This is a genomic window from Fibrobacter sp. UWH9 (assembly GCF_900129715.1).
Lineage (GTDB): Bacteria > Fibrobacterota > Fibrobacteria > Fibrobacterales > Fibrobacteraceae > Fibrobacter.
The window spans coordinates 117,478-139,030 of the sequence record NZ_FQWP01000004.1; the positions used below are offsets into that span (position 1 = coordinate 117,478).

A 21,553-nucleotide genomic window follows, 5' to 3' on the forward strand; every position below is an offset into this window, starting at 1 on the left:
ATTTACCGGAATCCAAATTTAGCTAAAATGGGAAACTTTCTATCTTTGGTGTCATGGAGCTCCCGCAAAAAATGGGAGAGTGCATTATGAAGTTTTTTGTTACAGGTGTGGGTGGCCAGTTAGGTCACGATGTGATGAATGAATTGGCTAAGCGCGGTCATACCGGTGTCGGTACGGATATGGCTCCTGAATACAGTGGTGTGGCCGATGGAAGTGCCGTTACCACGATGCCCTACGTTCAGTTGGATATTACTGATGCCGCTGCCGTTGAAAAGGTGATTTCTGAAATCAAGCCCGACGCCGTGATTCATTGTGCTGCCTGGACTGCCGTGGATATGGCTGAAGATGACGCCAACGTGGCAAAGGTACGTGCGGTAAATGCCGGCGGTACCCAGAACATTGCCAACGCCTGTAAGAAGCTGGATTGCAAGATGACCTACATCAGCACAGACTATGTGTTCGATGGTCAAGGTTCTGAACCCTGGCAACCGGATTGCAAGGATTACAAGCCTCTGAATGTTTATGGTCAGACTAAGCTGGAAGGCGAACTTGCCGTTTCTAACACTCTGGAAAAGTACTTTATCGTTCGCATTGCCTGGGTCTTTGGCTTGAATGGCAAGAACTTCATCAAGACCATGATCAACGTGGGCAAGACTCACGATACCGTGCGCGTGGTGAACGACCAGATCGGTACTCCCACTTACACGTTTGACCTGGCCCGTCTGCTTATCGATATGAATGAATCTGAAAAGTACGGCTATTACCATGCTACCAACGAAGGCGGATTCATCAGCTGGTACGATTTTACCTGTGAAATTTACAAGCAGGCTGGCATGAGCACCAAGGTTGTTCCTGTGACTACTGCGGAATATGGTCTTTCTAAGGCGGCTCGACCCTTTAACAGCCGACTGGATAAGAGCAAGTTGCGTGAAGCTGGCTTTGAACCGCTGCCTACCTGGCAGGATGCCCTGAGCCGTTACCTAAAGGAAATTGCGGAATAAAATGAACGAAGAAAAAGAAACCTATCGCGAAGTAATGCCCGGTGAACTCCCCTGTGAATGCCCCGAATGCGACGGTGTCATGGTGGTGGATCCGGATAACAGCTACAAGTTCACCTGCGACAAGTGTGGACATATCAAAGATTAAAACCGGCGGTTTTAATCTTTGAATTACAAAGTACGAATTATGAATTATGAGATAGGTGATCTTGGCTGGACCATGCCATAGGATTCTCGTAACTCATACTTCATACTTCATAATTCATAATTGTTCTGATGGATCTTACTGCTTTAAAGATTGAGTACCCGGAGCTTCCCGTTGTTCAGAAACGGGAGGAGTTTTTTAAGCTACTTGAAAAACATCAGGTTGTGATCGTCAAGGCGGATACGGGATCCGGTAAGTCTACCCAGTTACCGAAATTCCTGCTGGAGTATTTAATCACCAAGGGTGGTGATTTCAAGATCGGCGTGACGGAACCTCGTCGCTTGGCGGCTATGTCTATTGCAGACCGCCTGCGTGAGGAACTGAAGGCGGATGAACTGGTCAGCACCAAGATCCGTTTCTGGGAACAGGGAACCAATGATGCTCCTGTCAAGGTCATGACCGATGGTATCCTGCTTCAGGAATTCCGTCGCGACAGACTTTTTAAGCAGTACTCCGCCATCGTGATTGACGAAGCTCACGAACGCTCCTTGAACATCGATATCCTGCTGGGGATTTTCAAGTCGGTGCTGAAGGCGCGTCCCGAGTTTAAGCTGATTGTGGCTTCTGCCACCTTGGATGCGGCCCTCTTCGAGAAGTTCTATGATAACAGCTGTGTGCTGGAAGCGGAAGGCCGCACGTTCCCTGTAGAAGTGGAATATTACTTCCGGGATGCGGTGCAGAAGAGCAAACCGAGGGATGGTTTCCGCGGACCTTGGGATGATGACGACGATGATCGCCGTGATGCCTCTGGCAAGGGGGACTCCGGTCTCATAGAAGAAGCCCGCGATGCCATTCTGGATCTGGAAAGCCGCCATCGCGACCATCTGCTTTGCTTCTTGCCGACGGAACGTGATATTCAGGATTTGGCCAACGAATTGAAGCCGGATCTGGATGCCGCCAGCTTTGATATTTTGCCGCTGTATGGCCGCATGAGCCCCGATGAACAGCGCCGCATTTTCAAGAGTACCAGCAAGACCCGTGTCGTTCTTGCCACAAACATTGCTGAAACTTCCCTGACGATTCCCGGTATCGCCTACGTGGTGGATACGGGTATGGCTCGAATTTCACGTTACAACGCCCAGTCCCGAATTCAGGGGTTGCCTGTGGAAGAGGTTTCCAAGGCTAGCGCCCGTCAGCGTACAGGTCGTGCGGGCCGTGTGAAGCCCGGTGTCTGCATTCGACTTTATTCTCCCGAGAATTTTGAAAAGCGTGACGACTTTACGGAACCGGAAATTCGCCGAAGCAATTTGGCCAACGTGGTGCTGCAATTGCGCAGTCTTGGCCTTGAAATGGAAAGCTTCCCTTTCTTGCAGGCTCCGCCTCATTCTGCGTTCCGTGGCGCCTATAAGACTCTGTTTGAACTGGGTGCCCTGACGGCGGATAATGCCAGCGGTCATGTGACGAAGTTGGGCCGCGATATGACGAAGCTGCCTATGGATGTGGCTTTGTCTGCGGTGCTGCTGCGTGCTCGTGATGCGGGTGTTTTGCAGCCGGCCCTTATTGTGTGCGCCGCCCTTTCTATTCAGGATCCGCGAGTGGTTCCTAACGAGGAGCCGGAACGCGGTCGTGTTCGCGGACTCCATCGAAAGTTTGCGGGACACAAGAGCGATTTTATCACCTATGTGTGCATGTGGAATGCATTTTGCGAAGCCTGGGATACCGATCAGAAATCCTGGAACAAGTTGCGCAAGTTCTGCGACAAGATGAGTCTGCATTTTTTGCGTTGCCGCGAATGGATCGATTTGTACGAACAGTTCGGACGAATTCTGGATGCCAAGTTCGAAAGCCGCATTTGCCCGCCAGACAAGTTCCATCAGGACAATTTGCACATTGCCTTGCTCAGCGGTTTCCTGGGCGGTATTGCCCGCCGTGATATCGAGAACGGTTGCTACCGCCTGGTAAGCGGTCGTGAAACTCACGTGTTCCCGGGTAGCGATCTGTATGGCAAGAGTGTGGAATGGCTGTTCAGCGCCGAAGTTCGCGAAACCAGCCGAATCTTCTTGACCAAGGGCGCAGAAATCAAGCCTGAATGGATTGTGCAGGTGGCGGAACCTTTCTGCACCCGCCGCTGGTATGCGCCGGTGTGGAACAAGGAACGAGGCTTTGTAGAAGCTGTTGAGGAAGTGGCCTTCCGCGGTCTTGTGATTAGCCGCGGTCACCGTGTGGATTATGCCCGCGTGAACCCTGAAGAATGCTGCCAGATCTTCTGGCGCGAAGCGGTTGTGGTGGGCGAGATGGCAAGGCCCTTCCCCTTCATGGTCCACAATGAACGTGTGGTGGAAGATTTGCATGCCCTGGAAGCCCGTAAGCGTCAGTTTGGTCTGGCTCCCAGCGAAGATGCCCTGGTGGACTATTATGTGCGTATTGCACCTAAGGTTAATTCCATCAGGACCTTGAAAAAGTATTTGGAAGAGTCTGGCGACCAGTGGCTAAAATTCGATGCGAAATTCTGGCTGGATCAGCTAGACGAAAAGATGGGCGTTGCCTTGCAGTCTAGCGGGGACCGCAGTCTTGGAAAGTTCGGCGATTTGCTGGATGGTGCCTTAAAGGGTCGCGGTAATGATCCCCGTGCCACCAGGAAGCACGAAGAAAAGCCTCAGGCGGAATTGGGCGGTTCTGTAGAACAGTTCCGCATTATGGAATTGACTCGCGGTAAGGAACGTGTGGTGACCGGCGAAATGGTTTTCGACGCCACCAAGGATTGCGACGGCATTACCTTGAGATTCCCCTATGACTTGCTCACGGAAACTTCTCCGGCTACTTTGGCGCTTTCTATTCATCAATGGCGTGAGTGGATGGTGGAATCCATCGTTCGCGAAATGCCCAAGTCTGCCAAGAAGTACCTGGAAGGCAGACGTACTCAGATTGATGATGCCTTCTGCGAAAAGCTGGTGAACAATCCCCATAAGGCTCCGCTGCTGTGCCTGTACGAGGCTTTGGCTGAAATTAAACAGTTGGACTGCGATATTCCTACCGTAACTCCGGAACGTGAAAATCATCTGCGCTTGCATCTTAAGGTGTTTAAGCAGGGTGTAGAAGAAAAGTTCCCGCTGGAACTTTCTCCGGAGTGGGGAAGCTACCGCCTGTTCCTGGCGGTGCGTCCGGTGGTGGTGACTTTCGGTATCGATTTCCCGCTGGAGAACTTGCGCTTTGGTTGGCGCCTGGGAGAGTCTGCCTTGATGGCTCCCGAGGAATCGACTTTCTGGCAGGATTTCCGCAAGCGTCTGGAACGGGGCTCGACGGCTAATTCCGGGACGGGTTCTGCTGCGGGTGCAGCTGACCTTGTTGCGGACCGCCTGAATATGCTGGAAACGGGCGGCCTCTATTCCGACGGCTTCAAGACGGCCCTTAAAATCTGGGTGGCGAAATCCCTTAACGCAGACGGTCTGGACGCTAATCGCTGTACCCGTTTTACGGGGCTGGAATTTTCCCGCGGCAAGAAAATTTCTGATTTCAGGAATTTGGCAAACACTACTCGCAGTGAAGACGAAGAAATTCGTCTGGCCCTCGTTCGTGGGACTTACGAAGCAGGCCTCCTTGGCGGAAATGCTTTTGTCAAGGCTTGGGACATTCTGAAGAATTTCAGTGTGGCCATGCGTCAGGGCCACGACCATGCGGTTGATGCTGCGGGATTCGTGGTGAATAAAATTGCGGCTCTTTACCAACAAGATAACGCTTTGTTTGACCGCGTTCAGGCGCTTGGCAATTTGCTGGATCATTCTCTTGATCAAAAAGTTAGCGGAACCCGTCGTGACGTCCATCCCATAGATTCGGCTGGGACTCCGGCCCGTGAACTGGATGCCCGCGCTCTTCGCGACTTGTTCCGCCCGTACCTCAAGGCTCGCTTTATGAAGGATCATGAGCTGAAGGCGGCTCGTGACCTGCTTTCTCAAATTGAACGCAAGAATAGCGATGATGCTGAATTCCCGGAACTTTTCTTGCAGGCCAAGGCCATGCTGGAAGATTTCGAGATTGTTCGTTTCAAGCGGAAAGGCGACGATTCCGAAGAAGTGGTTGAAGTGGACGCTTTGGCTAAGCTAAAGGGCCGATTTGGCCGTCTTTAACGTGGTTTGGAAGGACGTAATTTTCTAAATTGTGTCCGATGAAATTTAATTTCCGCAATTTTTGTATTTCTTGCGTGATGGGCCTTGCCGCCCTTACGCTGACTGCTTGTGATTTGCCCTTTAGTTTGGGCAAGAATGATTCTGTGATTGTTTCTGTTGGCGAATCTAAGTTGCAGGATTCCGACGTGCGCCGCATGGCTCCGGATTGGGATTCCTGGGACAACCGTCAAAAGCTTTCTTTCCTGGAACACTGGATTAATGAAGAAACCATTTACCAGGAAGCCTTGGCCAACAACGTGCTGGAAGATACCGTGCTCCAGTACCAGATCGAAAAGACAGTTCGAAAGATTGTCGTGGATCACTTCCTTCAGACTTTTGCAGATACCATGATGGTGGGCGATGGCGAACGCCTGGACTACTATACCAATCATCAGGATTTGTTCCTCCGTGGTAAGACCACCATTTCTGGCTTCCTGATTTACTTCAAGGATTGGCAGAGCGCTGACACTTATTACAAGGGCCACAAGAATACGGTTTACGATTCCGTTCCGGGCCCCCATTACCTGGTTAAGAAGTACGAGACTTTTGACTCTGTGGCAGTGACGCCGGACAGTTGCACCATTCCGTCTCTAGATAGTGTGTCTGTGGGTAGCCTGACCCGCATGAAGTATTGCGGTGGTTCCCTCAAGATGGCCGTGGTTCTTTCTCGCCTGGATTCTGCCGATGTGCTGCCCTATGCCGAAGTGGCTAACGATGTGGCTGATCGCGCCTGGGTGGAACATCAGAAGGTGGTGATGGACCGACTGAAAAAGGAATGGAAAAAGGCTCGCCCCATTTTTTCACAGATGAATGTTTTTAGTGGAAAGGAACAATAAAAGGTATGATGATGAAGTTCCGTTTGATTTTGTTGGCGTTGTGTGCTGTGGCTTCCTTGGCTTCTGCAGAACCGGTCTTGATGGAAGGGGTTGCAGCAGTTGTAGACGGCAAACCTATTATGCGTTCCGAATATTTGAGCAGCCTTTATCGGTATCAGGAAACACCTGAAGGCTCTGCCATGAGCGAAGCGGATCAGCGTAAGTATGTGCTGGATCAGCTTATCGAAGAAAAGGTTCTGCTTTCTCGAATCGACCGCGATTCCATTGTGGTGTCTGACGCCGAAGTAGATCAGCGTGTGACGGCCCACTTGCAGCAGTTGGCTTCTAGCCAGAACACCAACTTGGCCACTTTGGAAAAGGCAATCCGTGCCCAGCTGGGGATTAGCATGGCTCAGTACCGCGACCAGCTGGCCAAACAGATTCGTGGCCATATCGAAATGAGCCGTGTCCGTCAGCGTCATGTTGGCTCCATCAATCCCACCAAGAAGGAAGTGGATGCCTTCTACGCAGCCTATAAGGATTCTCTGCCGCCGCAGTATAATTGCGTCTTGCTGAGCCATATTCAGATACCCATTGTTCCCGATGCCGCCATTGTGGACTCCGTGAAGAAGTTGGCCGAAGCCTTGATCGATACCCTGAACTTGGGTATGAGCTTTGAACTTTTGGCCAAGGCCCACTCTCAGGATACTGCCGCTGCCAAGGGCGGTGACCTGGGTTATTACAAGCGCGGTCAGCTGGACCCTGTATTTGAACGCGCCCTGGATCAGCTGAAGAACGGTCAGTATTCTGCAAGCCCGGTAAAGACTTCTCTGGGTTGGCATATTCCTCGCGTTCTCGGTCGTAAGGAAGACGGCGTTCGTTCCGCACAGATTTTGCTCTATACCATTCCCTCTGCCAAGGACAGTGCCGACATTCTGGCTCGCGCCGACTCTCTTCATAAGTCTATCAAGTCTGCCGAAGATTTTGGCAAGGCTGCCCGTAAGTTCAGCGAAGACAAGGCCAGCAACTTTGCCGGTGGTCGCCTGGGCTGGTTCCAGAAGAGCGAAATGGTTCCTGCCTATGTAGATCCTGTCTCTAACTTGGAAGTAGGTCAGGTTTCTGAACCGGTGCTGATTGATGGTGCCTACCATCTGTTCCGCCTGGATGATTCCCGCCAGATTCGTGAACTGACTCTGGAAGAAGATTACGGCAAGATCGAACAGATGTGTGCTACCCACATGGAAAACGAAAAACTCGGCGCACTCATTAAGAAGTGGCGTGAGGAAGTCCATGTGGAAATCCGTATGACCGAATAATTTTTTTGCTGAACCATGATTCATTTTAACCACGTCACCAAGTCTTACGAAGAAAACTGGAAAGCTCTTTCCAACGTTTCTTTCCGTATTCACAAGGGTGAGTTTGTGTTCTTGACGGGTCATTCCGGTGCCGGTAAGTCTACGCTGTTGAAGCTGATTTACATGGACGAACGCCCTGACGATGAACGCGGTGGACAGGTCATGGTGAAGTTTACCGGCGATTGCCTTTACGATAGTAAGAACACTCCCGACAAGAACATCCTGGCGCTGCGTCGCAAGATGGGTATCATCTTCCAGGACTTTAAGCTGTTGCCGGATCGCAATGTTTTTGAAAATGTGGCCTTGGCCCTGCGTATTGTGGGCACTCCCAACAACAAGATTAACGCCGCCGTTTTTGACGCCTTGGCTTTGGTGGGTATCAGTCAGAAGCGTTTTGCCATGCCTTACACATTGTCTGGCGGTGAACAGCAGCGTGTGGCCATCGCCCGCGCCATGGTGCATAACCCGTACTTGTTGCTGGCTGACGAACCTACTGGAAACCTTGACCCGAAAAACGCCGAAGAGGTGTTTAAGATTTTTAAGGAAATCAATGCCCGCGGCACTACCGTTTTGATGGCAACCCATAATCCCGACTTCTACATGAACAGCACTTTCCGCCGTCTGACTCTTGATCACGGCGAACTGCTCAATCGCGATATTATTTAAGGCCTTCGAATATGTTGAGGGGAATGGCTGTAAAAATCATTTGCTGCCTGGCAATGATTTGTTCCTGTTCCTTTGCTGGTGGGCTTTGGACGTCATCCTGGTTTCCATTCCATTTAACTCGTTTTGGATTGCCATAGAAATGGCTCTATTCTGCTTTTAGGAAATCTGGATTTCCTTGATGCAACCTGGTTTAAGGTCGCCTAAAATAAATTCATCAATCTGAATGCGGACCAGGCGGAGAACCTCGTAGCCTAAGTGGGCTAGCATGCGGCGAATTTCGCGGTTCTTGCCTTCGGTCAATGTGATTTCTAGCCAGCAGTTCTTTTCGCCTTCGGTGTGGAGGACAGCCTGCTTGGCGTGCATGAATTCTTCGGATTCCCCGAAAACGCGGGGCGGAACTATAAAGCCCTCTTCCATTTTGTGAAGGTCTTCGGCGGTGGGCTTGCCCTTGGTCTGCACGCGGTAAATTTTCTTGTGGATGTCTGTGCCGGCGCTCTCGTCTCTCGCCTCTGGTCTCTCGTCTGATTTGCGGGGTTCCAGAATGCGGTTGGCCCACTCAGTATCGTTGGTGAACAATAGCAACCCTTCGCTGGCTGCGTCTAGGCGGCCCACCGGCGAGATGTGGGGCGGTTCCTTGCCCGAATACATTTTGCGGTATTGCTCTGCGAAAACTTCCATGACGGTGGCGCGTCCCTTTTCGTCGTTTGCCGTGGTGACGATTCCCCGGGGCTTGTTCATCATGAAGTACACTTTGGCGTTGGCTTCGATGCGCTTGCCGTTGATGATGATTTCGTCGCTTTCACGGGCAGGAGTTTCGGGGTCGTGGATGATGCGACCGTTCAGGGTGACGCGGCCTTCACGTACAAGCATTTCGGCCTTGCTTCGGCTGCAGTAACCCCGCTTGCTAATAACGCGGGCAACGCCGTGAGCGCCTCCGCCAAACTTGTTGGCGGTTTTTCCAAAGGATGGCTTACCCTGTTGCGGACGCTTGTTGAAACTGTTGCGAGAATTGAAGACCATTTTTTTACGTGTCATCCTGAGCGAAACGAAGTGGAGTCGAAGGATCTAGAGCACATCTAGAAGGCTGAATATTTTTTTATTTAAAGCATTGTTTGTGGCATCCGCAGAGCCTTCGTCAATGCCTTCCGGGAAATCCTGGTTCCGAGCCCGTTCTCCGCAAATGTCCACCCCAAGTATTTTACGGTGGGCAAACAGATTCTTCAAAATATTTTCCAGTTGTTCAAAGGTTAGACTGCCTTGGTCCCAGTTGGTCACCACGTCGTCAATGGAAAGGGTATCCTTGTCGATACTGATATATAGGTTTGATGAACGTAGGGCGGCAAGTGCTACCTGTGATATATCAAAATTTGGGGTGCGTAACAAAGTCTCGGGAATGAATGTCACGCGGCTTGCGTACTTCTCGAATTCCGCACTAGGTTCGTTCTTGATTTCTTCAATCAGATGGTCCGCAACGCCGATAAGCACCACATTTCTAATAAACTTGTTGTTGTCCAGAACTTCCTTGACCCAGCCCCCGCAACTGAGAATTCCTTCAAATCGGGGTGGCTGCATATCGGGATGATGATCGAATATGACCAGGTCAAAATCTTCGTTGACGCGGTCCGTCCACAGCTTGCTCATGTAGTGGTAATTGCCGTTGTCAAAGAAGTGGATGCCGGTGAAACCGGCGTCGTTATTAGCTGTGATGCGGTCTGCGGCTTGGTCCATCATTTTACGGATTTCTGCTTGGGCGTCGTCATCGCAGTAACAATCAGTGCCGCTGATATTTGTGCAATCCATCCAGTAGACGTTGGCGCGTTCCCGCAGCTCCTGCATAAAAGGCTGTTCGCTATGGATGCCGGTAAAGTCTTGGATGGTGCAAAAATTCATGACGTAAAGTTAAGAAAAATCTTTTAGCTCTATTTCGGTATCCTTTTTGATATCTCGGGTGAGCAAGTAGAAAATGGGGGTGTCGCAGGCCGCAAGAATCATCTTGAAGAAGTATTGCCCCACCATCATGGAAAGTAGCACCGGGCGCATTTCTGCCTGGAACAGCCAACCGAATCCGAAACCGAAGGCGATGCCGATAAACACAACGGTATCTAGAATTTGGCTGGTCATGGTGGAGGCGTTATTCCAGATCCAGCGATGTTTGGTATCGCCATGCTTGGCGATGTAACGGGTGCGAATGCTGTGGAAAATCCAGATGTCCCATTTTTGTGCGATGAGGTAGCCGGCGAGGCTTGCCACCACGAACACCCAGTTCTGACCTAGAAGGCGAACGTAGGTTTCTTGCATGCTGTCGTCTGCGGCGGGCAGGTGCTGGGTCAGCAAAATCAGGAGGGTGGCAAAAACTTGCCCCACCAGGCCGAAGATGACCGCCTTGTTGGCTTCTTTCTTGCCCCAGATTTCGCCGATGATGTCGGTGGCCAAAAAGGTAAAGGCATAGCAAACGCCCGCACCAGGCAAAGTGACTGCGTTGCCGAAAAGGCTAATGCCTGTGTACATCAGCTTGGCAGTAACCACATTTGAGATGACCAAGCCAACGGTGAAGATTATGTTTAGAAGAATCAAGTTTTCGTTGGTCTTTTTCATGAGTGAAATCCTTATGCGATGGCGGGGTCCTTCACGTTGTTGGCGGCAAAAGCTTTAGCGCGGTCGATGCAGGTGCCGCATTCGCCGCAGGGTTTATCGCCGCCTTCGTAGCAACTCCAGGTCAGTTCAAATGGGGCTTTAAGCTCCAGACCTTTCTTGACCACGTCTGCTTTTGATAGTCCTGCAAAAGGAGCGGTGACGCGGACTTGTTCGTAGGTGCCGATAGAAATGGCTCTACTCATGGTGCTTACGAAAATTTCGCTGCAGTCGGCGTAAGCGTTACCGGCGGCGTCATCTCCGTGGGCACCCAGGTAGATTTCCACGTCGTCGTTTTCAAAAATGCTTTGGGCGAGACTGGCACAAACACTGAGCATTAAGCCGTTGCGGAAAGGAACGTAAGTGGAAACCTTGCCATTGACGGGCGTGATTTGCTCGGCGTAGCTTTTGTGCTCGATGGCTTGTGTAGACTGGGCTAACAACGAACAGTTGGAAAACTGCAGTACGCTGGACAGGTCAAATTCGTAATGAGGCAACTTGTAATAGTCTGCCACCTTGCGGGCACATTCCAGTTCCTTGTTGTGTTTTTGACCGTAAAAAATGGAAGTGGTGGCTACATTTTCTGCGCCGTATTTAGCTACGGCCATGGCCACGCAGACGGTGGAATCCACACCGCCTGACGAAAGGACGATTGCTTTTTTCATAGAATAGTGGTTAGTGGTTGGTGATTAGTGGTTAGAATTACAGAAAATGGACTTCTCCTGCCACTTCTGCTTACTAATCACTAAGCACTGCTTACTTATTTCCAGGAGTTTCTGCGGTCTACGCTGGCGAAAAGCCGGTCGGTTGCCTTCTGTTCGTAAATGGTACCCGGTTTGCCATAGTTGGCGAAGGGGTAAATGGAGATGCCGCCACGGGGCGTGAAAATGCCTTCCACTTCAAGGTACTTGGGTGAGAGCAACTTCACCAAATCCTTCATGATGATGTTGGCACAATCTTCGTGGAAATCCCCGTGATTGCGGAAACTGAAAAGATACAGCTTCAGGGACTTGGATTCCACAATGTACTGGTCCGGAATGTAGTTGATGCGGATTTCCGCAAAGTCCGGCTGACCGGTTTTGGGGCAGAGGGAAGTAAACTCCGGGCAATTCAGCATGACCATGTAGTCATTGTCGGGATGCTTGTTGGGGAAACGTTCAAGAACGTCGGGATCGTAATCGTACTTGTACTTGGTATTCTGATTGCCAAGCAAGGTGACGCCTTCCAATTCAGCGTCGGTACGGCCGGAATTAACGGACGTATTGTCGGTCATATGTGCTCCTAGTTTTGTTTAGAGACAGGAGGTTTTCGAACTGTCTTTGCGTACCGCAATTTAGAAAAATAAAGGCGGTCCATCAAGACCGCCTCGGATAACTTTTTATCACCAAGTTGTATAACCTTCGGTAGGAGTTCCGCATGTTCCTAAAGGACCGATTTTTTGAATTTCAAATCCACCTTTATAGGATCCGTCCAATTCTGGTCCGTTGTCTTCGAATTGGACCATGAATCCCACGATTCGCGTGAGGAAGTCTTCCTTTGTTACCCGTTGTTCTGCAAAGCCATCCTGACGACTGAAAACTTCCCAGGGAAGGTCTGCTATGACAAGGGAATCTGCACTTTCCATCCATGCCATATAATTGATTCCTCCCGAATAATTTTTTGCATCTTCGGGGACAATGCCGAGGAAGAATCTACCTTCTGATTTGAAGACGGCGCAAAGCCCACCCCAGTCAGTTATGTCTTGCTGTTCTTCGTAAATGCGAATAGTTGCGCCGGCATAAGTGGATTCTCCCATTTGGCATTTTACAGCGCCCTTCAAACCTGTAAAGTCGTACTCTTCGTAGTAAACGCTTGATGCTGAAATTTTGCAGGCGTCGCAGTTATCTTCGTAAAAACTCCAGACACCCAACTTATTGGATGTATCTTCGCTACTGGAGGAACTATGAATTTCGGATTCATTCGATGATTCCGCAGTTGCTTCACTGCTGGAAGAAATTTCTTGACTGTTGGAATCAGAGGATTCGCTTATGCAACTTGTGCTAGAAGTATCATCTCCGCAAGCCCAGAATGCTAATGAAAAGGCTAGGACAGAGCCAAATAAGAATCTGTTTTTCATATAAACCTCCTACTGGAGGAATTATAGAAAAAGTCTTATTTAAATCGTTTGCAGAAAGTACAGTTTTGACAGAAGGGATGGCGCAGCTCGTGATTGGTAAAGCCTTCCTTGATTTTGACCGCAAGAGGAGAATGCAAAATGTTTAAAAGACTGTTGTCTTGAATTCGTCCTAACGTAATTTGTCCGCTGTGATCCAGACAGCAGGCGACTACGCGGCCGTCGTGAAGGATGGCACAGTGAGTGTCCAAGGCGCGACACGTTCCCTTCGGAAAGTTTGCACAAGAACTTGAATTGTCGTCGTTGGAGACGGCCGCGGGCCATTCAAATCTTGAGTCCTGATGAATATAAATGCGGCCTTCCACAAGGAAACTCTTGTGGCGGCTGCAGAAATGCTCCAATGTGATGGGTGCGCGGTTTTCTTCCGGTGCACTGTTCTCATCTGCAGAGCCTGTGCGGCCTAAGGCTTTATTCACCTGCTCCAGCATGTAGTTGTTCCAGGCGTTGGAACTTTCGTCGCCTACATTCCACAGTCGCAAATTGATGTACAAGTCGGGACGTTCCGCAGCGGCCATACGGCAAAAGTCTAGGATATTCTGCAGGTTTTCCGCGGCTTCGTCAAAGGGCAATTCCGCATAGGCGTGGGTTGAAAAATTCACCTGTCGGACAGCGGGGGAGGCTAGAATTGATTTGCCACAGCGTGCTATGGTGGTGCCATTTGTAGTTAAGTTCAGTTGGAGCTTTTTGCCGTCGGTGCGGGCGTTGGAAACTTCCTCCAGCTTTTTCAGGTACAGGGAAAATCCCGGATGTAATGTGGGCTCCCCAAGAACGTGAAAGTAAACTTGTTCTGTAACGACGGCTGCTTCGGTAACACAACGCTCAAAAAGATCCGAGCTCATGAATTCACGAGGCGCTTCCGTCTTACGCTTTCCGCAAGGGCAGAAACTGCAGTGCAGATTGCACACATCCGTGATTTCAATGTAAACGCCGTTCATTTTCTACCTGAATGTCATTCTGAGCAAAATGCCGTAGGCTTGGATTCGAGGAATCTAACGACTGGATCCTTCGACTTCGCGGGGCTTCGCTCAGGATGACGTTTTCGCTTGTTTCTTGAGCTTTTAAAAGAGTTGCCTAGAACTTCAGTTTCAGTTTCTTCTGGTTGTAAATGGATTGTCCGCCGTTGCAAACATAAGCTGCAATGCAAACCACAAAGAATGCGGGCAGACAGTCGAAACCGAAAACTTCACAGCCGATTAAAATCGGGGCCCAAAGGGTGTTGGTTGCACTTCCGAAAACAGCGGCGTAGCCAAGGGCTGCTGCCAGGGGGAAGGGTAGGCCGAACATCACTGCAGAAACTGCACCAAGGCTTGCGCCGATGCTAAACAGCGGAGTGACTTCGCCTCCTTGGAATCCTGCGGCCAATGTCAAAATGGTCAATGCAAATTTCAGAATCCAGTCGTAGCTCTGGATGCCGCCGGCGATATTGGAACCGTCAGCAATACCTGCGCCAGAGAAACACATGTCAATCAGGTTGGTGCCCAGGCCGGAATAGCGACCCTGCCACAGCAACAGGAAAAGTGCGCTCAAGGTAACGCCCATGATGGCGATACGCTTCATTCCGTCGGGGAATTTCTTGGCGAAAAATTCCTTGGCCAAGCTCAGCAACTTTGCAAAGCCTCCACCAATAACACCAAACAAAACGCCCAGCAAGGCAAGCTTCACCACAAAATTCATGTCCAGTGCGCCGCCATTCATAAAGAGTCCGCTAACGGTTGCTCCGCCGTCGGTGCTCAAAATTCCATTCAGGTCTACCGCAAACTTTTCAAGGCCCAACATATTGGAAACCTTGCAGGCGGTAAAAGCAGCCACTGCAGCCGGCAGCAAAGCCATCAGGTCCATGTGGCCAACAATCAGCACTTCCAATGCAAAGGCCGTTGCCGCCATAGGAATCTGGAAAAGTCCGCTGAAGCCTGCGGCCATGCCCGCCACCAGCATAATGTGGGACGCATTTTCAAAAGGCAGTTTCTTGCTGATGTTGTGACCCAGTGCGCCACCAATCTGTACTGCCACTCCTTCGCGGCCGGCGCTTCCGCCGAACAAGTGGGTAAGCCAAGTGCCCACAGCCACCATGGGAATCAAACGCAACGGAATGTGGCTTTCCTTGCCCTGTCCCACAGAGAAAATCAAGCCCATGCCCCGTTCTGCGCCCTTGCCCCATTTCTTGTAGGCGAGAACGATGGCGATACCCGCCAGAGCCAAACCCGGAATAAAGTAGATGGGGTGTGCATCTCGCAATCCGCCAACAGTCAGCAAGACCTGGCCGAAGAATGCCATCAGCGCGCCAATGGCTGCACCCATTCCTGCGGCAACGATTGTCAAAACCGGCAGGGAGAACCACTTCTTGAAAAAGCCACCAACACGGGCCTTCATCTGTTCCTTCGCCATCTTCATCATCTGCTCCTTCATTTCGGGAGACATGTTGGCGAACTGTTCCTTGAACTGGTTGTATTTTCCAAAGTCGCTAAAATTCATAAAAAATCTCGTGATTGTGCAGGGGCGGCCTGCTTTAATTTACGGCGACAAATTTAGAAAAAAGGTTGGTCCGCCGTGTAAACGATTTCTTGCTTCGGGATAAAGCTTTTTTAAAAGAAAACAATCTATATTCATTGCGGCATAAGAGGATTAGATGAAGCGTTCTATTTTGTTTGGTGTGGTGGCCTCTGCGGTCATAGGTTTGAATTTAGGGGCCTGTAGTGATGATGACGTCAGTACGGGTATTGCTAACGAAATTTCCAGTTCGTCGGAAGATGCGGCTAATGAAATGCCTGCGGGTACTTCTGCGCTGATTCCCGAAGATACAATATCCTATGTTTCTGCCGATACCGCGTTGACTGTTCCTGCAGATTCCTCGACGGTTCCCGTTGACACCTCTGCGATGGAGCCTGCAGACACAACGATAGTGCCTACAGACACGACGATAGTGCCTACAGATTCCGCGGCGGTACCTACTGATTCCATGACGATCGCTCCCGCGGATACGGCAAAAATTTCTTATGTACTTAAACCGTATGACGGACCATTAGCTAACCCCCATAAAGGCTTTACCGTTCCTGTGGGCGGCACCTGGACTTTTGTCCCGGAATTTGAATATGGTCCCTATGGTGAATTGAACAATCGTGCCTGGGATTTGATCACTTATGGTTCCGGCTATTTCCAGTGGGATTCGCTGAACCCTGGCGAAGGTGTGTACAATTGGGCTCCTGTAGAAAAAATCCTGGAGGCTTGTCAAAAGAATGGTTTGACGTATGCGCTCCGCGTTTTGCCTTACACACCCTCTTTTATTACCGGCAACGATACGCCCGAAGAAAAATACGACTGGACTCCCAAATGGGTTTATGAAAAGGGCGCAAAAAAGATTACCGCAAAAACTTTGAAGGAAGGTTATGACGCCTCCGTTCCTGTTTGGGATGATTCCATTTACTTGCAGGCCGCCAAGGATTTTGGAACCGCGTTGGCTGAAAAGTATGATGGGGATCCCCGCCTGGAATACATTGATATTCGTTCCTTTGGGGAATGGGGCGAGTGGCATGCTTCCCATTTGGTGGGGAGCGAAATGCCTTCTGCCGAAATCGAGAAGGACATGCTGAAACATTACGCCTCCGTTTTCAAGAAGACCTTGATTGTGTTGCCGTCTAACGGTTCCGGCGATGTGTATACGTATGCGCTGAGCCTGGGCATCGCCAAACGTGATGACGGTTTTATCGGAACTCCCGGAAGGGCTGATTCCCTGGTGCGTTGCTACAAGGCAGGGCTGCCTACAATTGCGGAAAACTTGGGTGGCTATAAGACCATGCTCACGTATAATGACGTCATTCCTGGCGGTTATTTGAAGTGGACTCCGCAACGTTGGGTGGATGCCATTACTACCGCACACCTGACCTACTACGTGCTGGATCAGGATAGCTATGATGGCTACTATTTCTACAAGGATAACAAGGCGCTGGCGGATTCCATGACCCATGTTATCGGTTATAATTTTACGATCGCCAAGGCGGAACTGCTAACCGTAACCGAAGCGACGGTGACTACAAATAAGTTAAATATTGCGGTGAAGAATTCCGGTGTGGCTCCCTGTTTCTTTGACGTGTATCTGGTGGCTGAATTTGTGGATGGCGAGGGAACGTCCCTGGCGCAGATTGGCAAGACCGTCCATATTCCCAAGAAAACGTTCAAGGATGGCATGACTCAGGAATTCTCTTTCTCCCATGAAGTTCCTGCAAGGCAGACCAATGTGGCGGCTTTGCCTGGCGTAACTATAGCCTTGTCCATTTATGAAAGCGAAGAGGCTTATAAGAAGGGCGAAAATCCAACCGTCCGATTTGATAATGAAGGCCTTCAGGAAAACAGGAAACTGTATTTGAAACCGTAGGGGAGTCGGATATTTCTCTATAGATAGGATCCAGGGTTGTTGCCTTGGACTTTTCTATATGCAACAGAGTGTTTGAAAAGCCCAAGGTTCTTCACCTTGGACTTTTCATTTGTGTTTTAGGCTAGATTGCCACGCTTCGCTCGCAATGACAACTGCCTAACGATTTTGCTTGACGGAATTACAAGCCGGAAAGTTCGCGGGCCTTGGCTTCAACGCCTGCGATATCCTTGGGATCCTTCAGCATGATGTTCACGAATACGGAACCTGCCACAACAGCATGCACATGCTTGCAGAGAACCTTGGACTGTTCGCCGGTACGGATGCCGAAGCCGCCCAGAACCTTGGCACCGCCCTTGCCCACGGTATCCAGGAAGTCGAGAGTTGCCTGGTCGATGACAGTCTGGGAACCGGTGGTACCTGCGCGGAGTGCTGCGTAGATGTAGGTGAAACCCTTGGAAGCCATTTCTTCCAGGCGAGCCTGGGTCATAGAAGGTGCTGCCACGGGGATGTTTTCCATGCCGTACTTCTTGCAAGCGGCGGTGAGGCCTTCGTCGTTATCGAAGGGAAGGTCCGGAATGATGCAAGCGCTAACGCCTGCGTCCTTGCACATCTTCACGAAGTTTTCGACACCGGGGGTAAATGCCAGGGAGCCGTAGGTCATGATGTAGATGGGAATGTCCGGATGCATGTCGTGAATCTTCTTCACGATTTCAAGACCCTGCTTGGTGGAGTAGCCCTTTTCCAAAGCCACGGTAGAAGCGGTCTGGATAGCGGGACCGTCAGCGCTCGGATCGCTAAAGGCCAGCTGGATTTCCAGGATGGATGCGCCGCCCTTTACCAGAGCGTCTGCAATTGCCACAGAAGTTTCTCCATCAGGGAAACCTGCAATCAAATGGGACATTAAACGGATTGGTGCGTTCATAAAAATTAGTGGTTAGTGGTTAGTGATTAGTGGTTAGTGGCTTGTGGTTAGAGGTTAGTTTTATAATCGCGGCGCAGCCGCCTTATTTTCACTGCTTACTAACCACTGTTTACTAATCACTACTTATTCATAATTTCTGCGTCGTGGATATCTTCATTGTTTTCGAGGCGCTTCAGTTCAGCGGCCAGGAATTCCTTCCACTTTTCGGGGCGGAACACGGGGCTGGTAATGAAGATGTCCTTGTCGCCACGGCCACTCATGTTGATGATGATTGCCTTATCCTTGGGATAATCCTTGGCGATCTTCATGGCGGCAGCACCGGCGTGGGAGCTTTCCAAGGCGAAGAGGATGCCTTCGTTCTTGGCGAAGAAGTTTACGGCTTCCAAAGCTTCCTTGTCCAGGATGCTGGTGAATTCTACGCGGCCGGCTTCGCCAAGGGCTGCCAGCTGAGGGCCGATGCCCATGTAGTCGAGACCTGCGGAAATGGAGCGGGTAGGCTGGGACTGACCATCGTCATCTACCAGGAACTTGCTCTTGTAACCCTGAACGATGCCCACCTTGGCAGCATTGCCCACCATGCGGGCTGCGTTTTCGCCAAGCTTCGGGCCTACGCCGCCAGCTTCTGCACCGATGAGGCGAATCTTTTCATTTTCAATAAACGGAGTGAACACGCCAATGGAGTTGGAACCGCCACCAACGCAAGCCACGATGGCTGCGATGTCCAGGTTGCGTTCTGCAGCCTGACGCTTCACTTCTTCACCGATGATGCTCTGGAAAGTACGGACGATATCGGGGAAGGGTGCGGGGCCAAGAGCGGAACCCAGAACGTAATGAGTGGTGGCAAAGTTGGTTGCCCAGTCGCGCATGGCTTCGTTCACGGCATCCTTCAAGGTGCGGCTACCGCTGGTGACCGGCACCACCTTGGCGCCGTAAAGTTCCATGGTGGCGACGTTGGGCTGCTGACGACGAACGTCCACTTCGCCCATATAGACGACGCATTCAAGGCCCAGCTTTGCGCAGGCGGCTGCTGTGGCGAGGCCGTGCTGACCTGCACCAGTTTCTGCGATAATGCGGGTCTTGCCCATCTTCTTTGCAAGGAGGCACTGACCGATGGCGTTGTTGATCTTGTGTGCGCCAGTGTTGGCGAGACCTTCCAGCTTGATGTAGATCTGTGCACCGCCCAAAAGTTCAGTAGCGGTAGGAGCGTAGTACAACGGAGTTTCACGGCCGATGTAATCGCGCTGGATAATTCGCAATTCTTCCAGGAATTCCGGATCCTTGATGAACTTGTTGAATGCTTCTTCAAGGTCGTCCAAAGGACGGCGGATGATTTCAGCGACGTACTTGCCGCCGAACTGATTAAAGAAGCCGTTATCAGATTCTACTAGAGATTTTGCCATATGTGGTCCTTTTGTCTCTTGTTCGTCACCCTGAGTGGAACTGTTGAAGTTCATTCCTCAGAGTGTCATCCTGAGTGGAGGCGAAGCCGTAGCGAAGGATCTAGAATCATCAACCTCGCGGGCGCGCAACGCTCAAGATGAATTTTTTTACGTCTAAAAAATAGCTTTTTTAGGCGCAGGCCCTGGATTACCTGGAGGTTCTAAATGTCTTTGGAAAAAAATAAAAGCCTCCAGGGAGTCTGGAAGCCTTTTGCCTTGATCAACTATACCTGCAAAAACCAGACTCTATGTTAGAGCCCGCGCCACCATCGGCCGTCAAAGTTTTCGCAAAGCACGTTAATCATCTTCATGTACCAAAATTTATGAATATCCCAAAAAATTGGCAAGGGGAAGGGGGAGGATTGTCGGGAAAATTTGGTGAAAATGTGCTGTAGGTTTTACTTGGTTCAAAAAGAACCCTTATAAGACAAATTCCTTCACCCTAAAGCTTTCGTAAAGCGGCAACATCAAGGTTTCGGTTTCTTCGACACTAGCGGTTCCCGCATTTTTCATGGAAAGTTTTAAACCTTTTTTCGGCTTGAATTTTTTGCAGAACTGGTTGTAGCTTTTGGCCTTAGTGTGCTTTTCGGCTTTGACTTCTACTGGAATCAGTTCATTCCTGACTTCAAGGAGAAAGTCCAGTTCAGCGGTGTTTTCGGATCGCCAGAAATAAGGATGGAAGTTCTGTTTTAGAAGTTCGTTTAGAACAAAGTTTTCTGTAAGCGCACCCTTGAAGGTGGCGTAAAGAGGTGTCTCGTTAAGGATTGTCTGTGGGTCCAGTCCAGATTTTACGCGAAGCAAACCCACATCGCTCATATAGACTTTGAAGATCGATCCTTCTGCGTTGTTTGAAAGCGGGAGTTCAGCGTTGGTAACGCACTCGAGCTTATGCAGCAGACCTGCGCTAAAAAGCCATTGCAAAGCGTCTTCCAGATCTGCGGCTCGCTTGCCCGCCTTGACATGGGAGAAGACAAACTTGTTGTTGTCCTTTGCAAGTTGCTTTGGCACGGAATCCCAAATCAGGTGTAGCTTTGGAACATCGTGAATGGGGGCATGCTTTGAAAAGTCATCGCTGTAATCCTGCAGGATGTTGGAAAGAACTTGGCTGACGGCTTCAAAGTCGTGAGTTTCAAAAAAGGTGGCTACGGCTTCGGGCATCCCTCCGACGATATAATAGTAGCGCAACAACTTTTCGAGAGGTTCCGCGAAAACAGTTCGTAGCGGTTCGCAAGCATCTGTGGACTTGGCCGCCTGCAAAAGAGTCTCGCCGTTTTCGCTAGCCATAACGAATTCCTCGAAACTCATGGGGAACATTTGCAGGCGTTCCACCTTGCCCACGGGGAATGAAATTTCTTGTTGCCGGATGACGACGCCGAGAAGTGAACCCGCGGCAATCACATGGAGTTCCGGCATGTTTTCGCAGAAGTATTTTAGGCTGGTGATTGCCTTGGGGCACACCTGAATTTCATCAAAGAAAAGCAGGGTTTTGCCCACTTCGATTTTTTGACCGGAATAAAGGGTTAGCTCGCGAACGATGCGGCTGACATCCAGATCGTAATCGAAAATGGATTTCAGGGCTTCGTTCCCTTCGAAATTGATGTAGGCGAAATTTGCAAATTCCTGCGCACCAAATTCCTTGATGGCGTATGTTTTTCCGCACTGTCTAGCGCCGGTTATTACCAGTGGCTTTCGCTTGGCCTTGTTTTTCCAATCTAAAAGTTGTTTGCTGATGGATCTCTTCATAGTACTGAAAATACATTTTTCCTATGAATTTTGCAAATGTTACTGCGTTTTTTATATGAATAATGCAAAAATGACGCATTTTTGATTGTAGATTTTGCTTTTCTCCAGGTTCAAAAAGAACCCCTATAAGATTA

General features: G+C 50.2%; 18 protein-coding genes. 7 read left to right on the top strand and 11 right to left on the bottom strand.

Going from position 1 to position 21,553, the window contains the following annotated elements; all coding sequences use genetic code 11:
• The first annotated feature begins 86 nt into the window (after positions 1–86).
• The 6 genes from rfbD to ftsE all read left to right on the top strand — a co-directional run bounded on the left by rfbD (position 87) and on the right by ftsE (position 8,142).
• A complete protein-coding gene (gene rfbD, locus BUB94_RS05025) occupies positions 87–1,001 on the top strand; it encodes a dTDP-4-dehydrorhamnose reductase (RefSeq protein ID WP_073161475.1) in 915 nt (304 codons plus the stop codon).
• Position 1,002: 1 nt separating this feature from the next.
• A complete protein-coding gene (locus tag BUB94_RS16675) occupies positions 1,003–1,146 on the top strand; it encodes a hypothetical protein (protein WP_158236671.1) in 144 nt (47 codons plus the stop codon).
• 128 nt (positions 1,147–1,274) lie between these two features.
• Positions 1,275–5,267, top strand: coding sequence for an ATP-dependent RNA helicase HrpA (hrpA, locus tag BUB94_RS05030; protein WP_073234743.1), 3,993 nt, complete (start codon positions 1,275–1,277; stop codon positions 5,265–5,267).
• Between the two features lie 38 nt (positions 5,268–5,305).
• Positions 5,306–6,142 (top strand): hypothetical protein, encoded by an 837-nt coding sequence (locus BUB94_RS05035; RefSeq protein ID WP_073234746.1) that lies wholly within the window; start codon positions 5,306–5,308, stop codon positions 6,140–6,142.
• Positions 6,143–6,147: 5 nt separating this feature from the next.
• Positions 6,148–7,437 carry a peptidylprolyl isomerase gene (locus tag BUB94_RS05040; protein ID WP_249269302.1) on the top strand — a complete coding sequence of 430 codons (1,290 nt, stop codon included), beginning with the start codon at positions 6,148–6,150 and terminating at the stop codon, positions 7,435–7,437.
• Positions 7,438–7,452: 15 nt separating this feature from the next.
• Positions 7,453–8,142: a cell division ATP-binding protein FtsE gene (gene ftsE / locus BUB94_RS05045; RefSeq protein WP_073234749.1), complete on the top strand. Its 690-nt coding sequence runs from the start codon at positions 7,453–7,455 to the stop codon at positions 8,140–8,142.
• A 156-nt stretch (positions 8,143–8,298) separates the two neighbouring features.
• On the opposite strand, the gene BUB94_RS05050 is transcribed toward ftsE, so the two are convergent.
• From BUB94_RS05050 to BUB94_RS05085, 8 genes are all read right to left on the bottom strand, one after another.
• Positions 8,299–9,162: a pseudouridine synthase gene (locus tag BUB94_RS05050; RefSeq protein WP_073161470.1), complete on the bottom strand. Its 864-nt coding sequence runs from the start codon at positions 9,160–9,162 to the stop codon at positions 8,299–8,301.
• 45 nt (positions 9,163–9,207) lie between these two features.
• Positions 9,208–10,032: an arginase family protein gene (locus tag BUB94_RS05055; RefSeq protein ID WP_073234751.1), complete on the bottom strand. Its 825-nt coding sequence runs from the start codon at positions 10,030–10,032 to the stop codon at positions 9,208–9,210.
• 9 nt (positions 10,033–10,041) lie between these two features.
• Positions 10,042–10,737, bottom strand: coding sequence for a queuosine precursor transporter (locus BUB94_RS05060; RefSeq protein ID WP_073161468.1), 696 nt, complete (start codon positions 10,735–10,737; stop codon positions 10,042–10,044).
• Positions 10,738–10,748: 11 nt separating this feature from the next.
• The gene (gene queC / locus BUB94_RS05065; protein ID WP_073161467.1) at positions 10,749–11,438 is read right to left on the bottom strand and encodes a 7-cyano-7-deazaguanine synthase QueC; all 690 of its coding nucleotides are present in this window, start codon (positions 11,436–11,438) and stop codon (positions 10,749–10,751) included.
• Positions 11,439–11,533: 95 nt separating this feature from the next.
• A complete protein-coding gene (queF, locus tag BUB94_RS05070) occupies positions 11,534–12,046 on the bottom strand; it encodes a preQ(1) synthase (protein WP_073161466.1) in 513 nt (170 codons plus the stop codon).
• Positions 12,047–12,154: 108 nt separating this feature from the next.
• Entirely contained in the window at positions 12,155–12,889 is a 735-nt protein-coding gene (locus BUB94_RS05075; RefSeq protein ID WP_073161465.1) for a hypothetical protein, read from the bottom strand.
• A 35-nt stretch (positions 12,890–12,924) separates the two neighbouring features.
• The gene (locus BUB94_RS05080) at positions 12,925–13,881 is read right to left on the bottom strand and encodes a radical SAM/SPASM domain-containing protein (protein WP_073234753.1); all 957 of its coding nucleotides are present in this window, start codon (positions 13,879–13,881) and stop codon (positions 12,925–12,927) included.
• 136 nt (positions 13,882–14,017) lie between these two features.
• A complete protein-coding gene (locus BUB94_RS05085; protein WP_371585430.1) occupies positions 14,018–15,316 on the bottom strand; it encodes a chloride channel protein in 1,299 nt (432 codons plus the stop codon).
• A gap of 256 nt (positions 15,317–15,572) precedes the next feature.
• Here BUB94_RS05085 and BUB94_RS05090 point away from each other — a divergent pair, with 256 nt between their 5' ends.
• Complete coding sequence (locus tag BUB94_RS05090; protein WP_073234756.1) at positions 15,573–17,315, top strand: beta-galactosidase; 1,743 nt, start codon at positions 15,573–15,575, stop codon at positions 17,313–17,315.
• Between the two features lie 178 nt (positions 17,316–17,493).
• Here BUB94_RS05090 and trpA read toward each other — a convergent pair whose 3' ends face one another.
• From trpA to BUB94_RS05105, 3 genes are all read right to left on the bottom strand, one after another.
• Positions 17,494–18,237 (bottom strand): tryptophan synthase subunit alpha, encoded by a 744-nt coding sequence (gene trpA / locus BUB94_RS05095; protein WP_249505832.1) that lies wholly within the window; start codon positions 18,235–18,237, stop codon positions 17,494–17,496.
• Between the two features lie 119 nt (positions 18,238–18,356).
• Complete coding sequence (gene trpB, locus BUB94_RS05100) at positions 18,357–19,637, bottom strand: tryptophan synthase subunit beta (protein WP_073234759.1); 1,281 nt, start codon at positions 19,635–19,637, stop codon at positions 18,357–18,359.
• A 459-nt stretch (positions 19,638–20,096) separates the two neighbouring features.
• Positions 20,097–21,419: an ATP-binding protein gene (locus tag BUB94_RS05105; RefSeq protein ID WP_073234762.1), complete on the bottom strand. Its 1,323-nt coding sequence runs from the start codon at positions 21,417–21,419 to the stop codon at positions 20,097–20,099.
• Between the last annotated feature and the right edge of the window lie 134 nt (positions 21,420–21,553).

Coding starts and splice junctions, on each gene's coding strand:
- queF (WP_073161466.1), bottom strand. CDS start 12,046: ATGACCGACAATACGTCCGTTAATTCCGGCCGTACCGACGCTGAATTG.
- hrpA (WP_073234743.1), top strand. CDS start 1,275: ATGGATCTTACTGCTTTAAAGATTGAGTACCCGGAGCTTCCCGTTGTT.
- rfbD (WP_073161475.1), top strand. CDS start 87: ATGAAGTTTTTTGTTACAGGTGTGGGTGGCCAGTTAGGTCACGATGTG.
- BUB94_RS05040 (WP_249269302.1), top strand. CDS start 6,148: ATGATGATGAAGTTCCGTTTGATTTTGTTGGCGTTGTGTGCTGTGGCT.
- trpB (WP_073234759.1), bottom strand. CDS start 19,637: ATGGCAAAATCTCTAGTAGAATCTGATAACGGCTTCTTTAATCAGTTC.
- BUB94_RS05105 (WP_073234762.1), bottom strand. CDS start 21,419: ATGAAGAGATCCATCAGCAAACAACTTTTAGATTGGAAAAACAAGGCC.
- queC (WP_073161467.1), bottom strand. CDS start 11,438: ATGAAAAAAGCAATCGTCCTTTCGTCAGGCGGTGTGGATTCCACCGTC.
- BUB94_RS16675 (WP_158236671.1), top strand. CDS start 1,003: ATGAACGAAGAAAAAGAAACCTATCGCGAAGTAATGCCCGGTGAACTC.
- ftsE (WP_073234749.1), top strand. CDS start 7,453: ATGATTCATTTTAACCACGTCACCAAGTCTTACGAAGAAAACTGGAAA.
- BUB94_RS05035 (WP_073234746.1), top strand. CDS start 5,306: ATGAAATTTAATTTCCGCAATTTTTGTATTTCTTGCGTGATGGGCCTT.
- trpA (WP_249505832.1), bottom strand. CDS start 18,237: ATGAACGCACCAATCCGTTTAATGTCCCATTTGATTGCAGGTTTCCCT.
- BUB94_RS05080 (WP_073234753.1), bottom strand. CDS start 13,881: ATGAACGGCGTTTACATTGAAATCACGGATGTGTGCAATCTGCACTGC.
- BUB94_RS05090 (WP_073234756.1), top strand. CDS start 15,573: ATGAAGCGTTCTATTTTGTTTGGTGTGGTGGCCTCTGCGGTCATAGGT.
- BUB94_RS05075 (WP_073161465.1), bottom strand. CDS start 12,889: ATGAAAAACAGATTCTTATTTGGCTCTGTCCTAGCCTTTTCATTAGCA.
- BUB94_RS05055 (WP_073234751.1), bottom strand. CDS start 10,032: ATGAATTTTTGCACCATCCAAGACTTTACCGGCATCCATAGCGAACAG.
- BUB94_RS05085 (WP_371585430.1), bottom strand. CDS start 15,316: ATGAAGGCCCGTGTTGGTGGCTTTTTCAAGAAGTGGTTCTCCCTGCCG.
- BUB94_RS05060 (WP_073161468.1), bottom strand. CDS start 10,737: ATGAAAAAGACCAACGAAAACTTGATTCTTCTAAACATAATCTTCACC.
- BUB94_RS05050 (WP_073161470.1), bottom strand. CDS start 9,162: ATGGTCTTCAATTCTCGCAACAGTTTCAACAAGCGTCCGCAACAGGGT.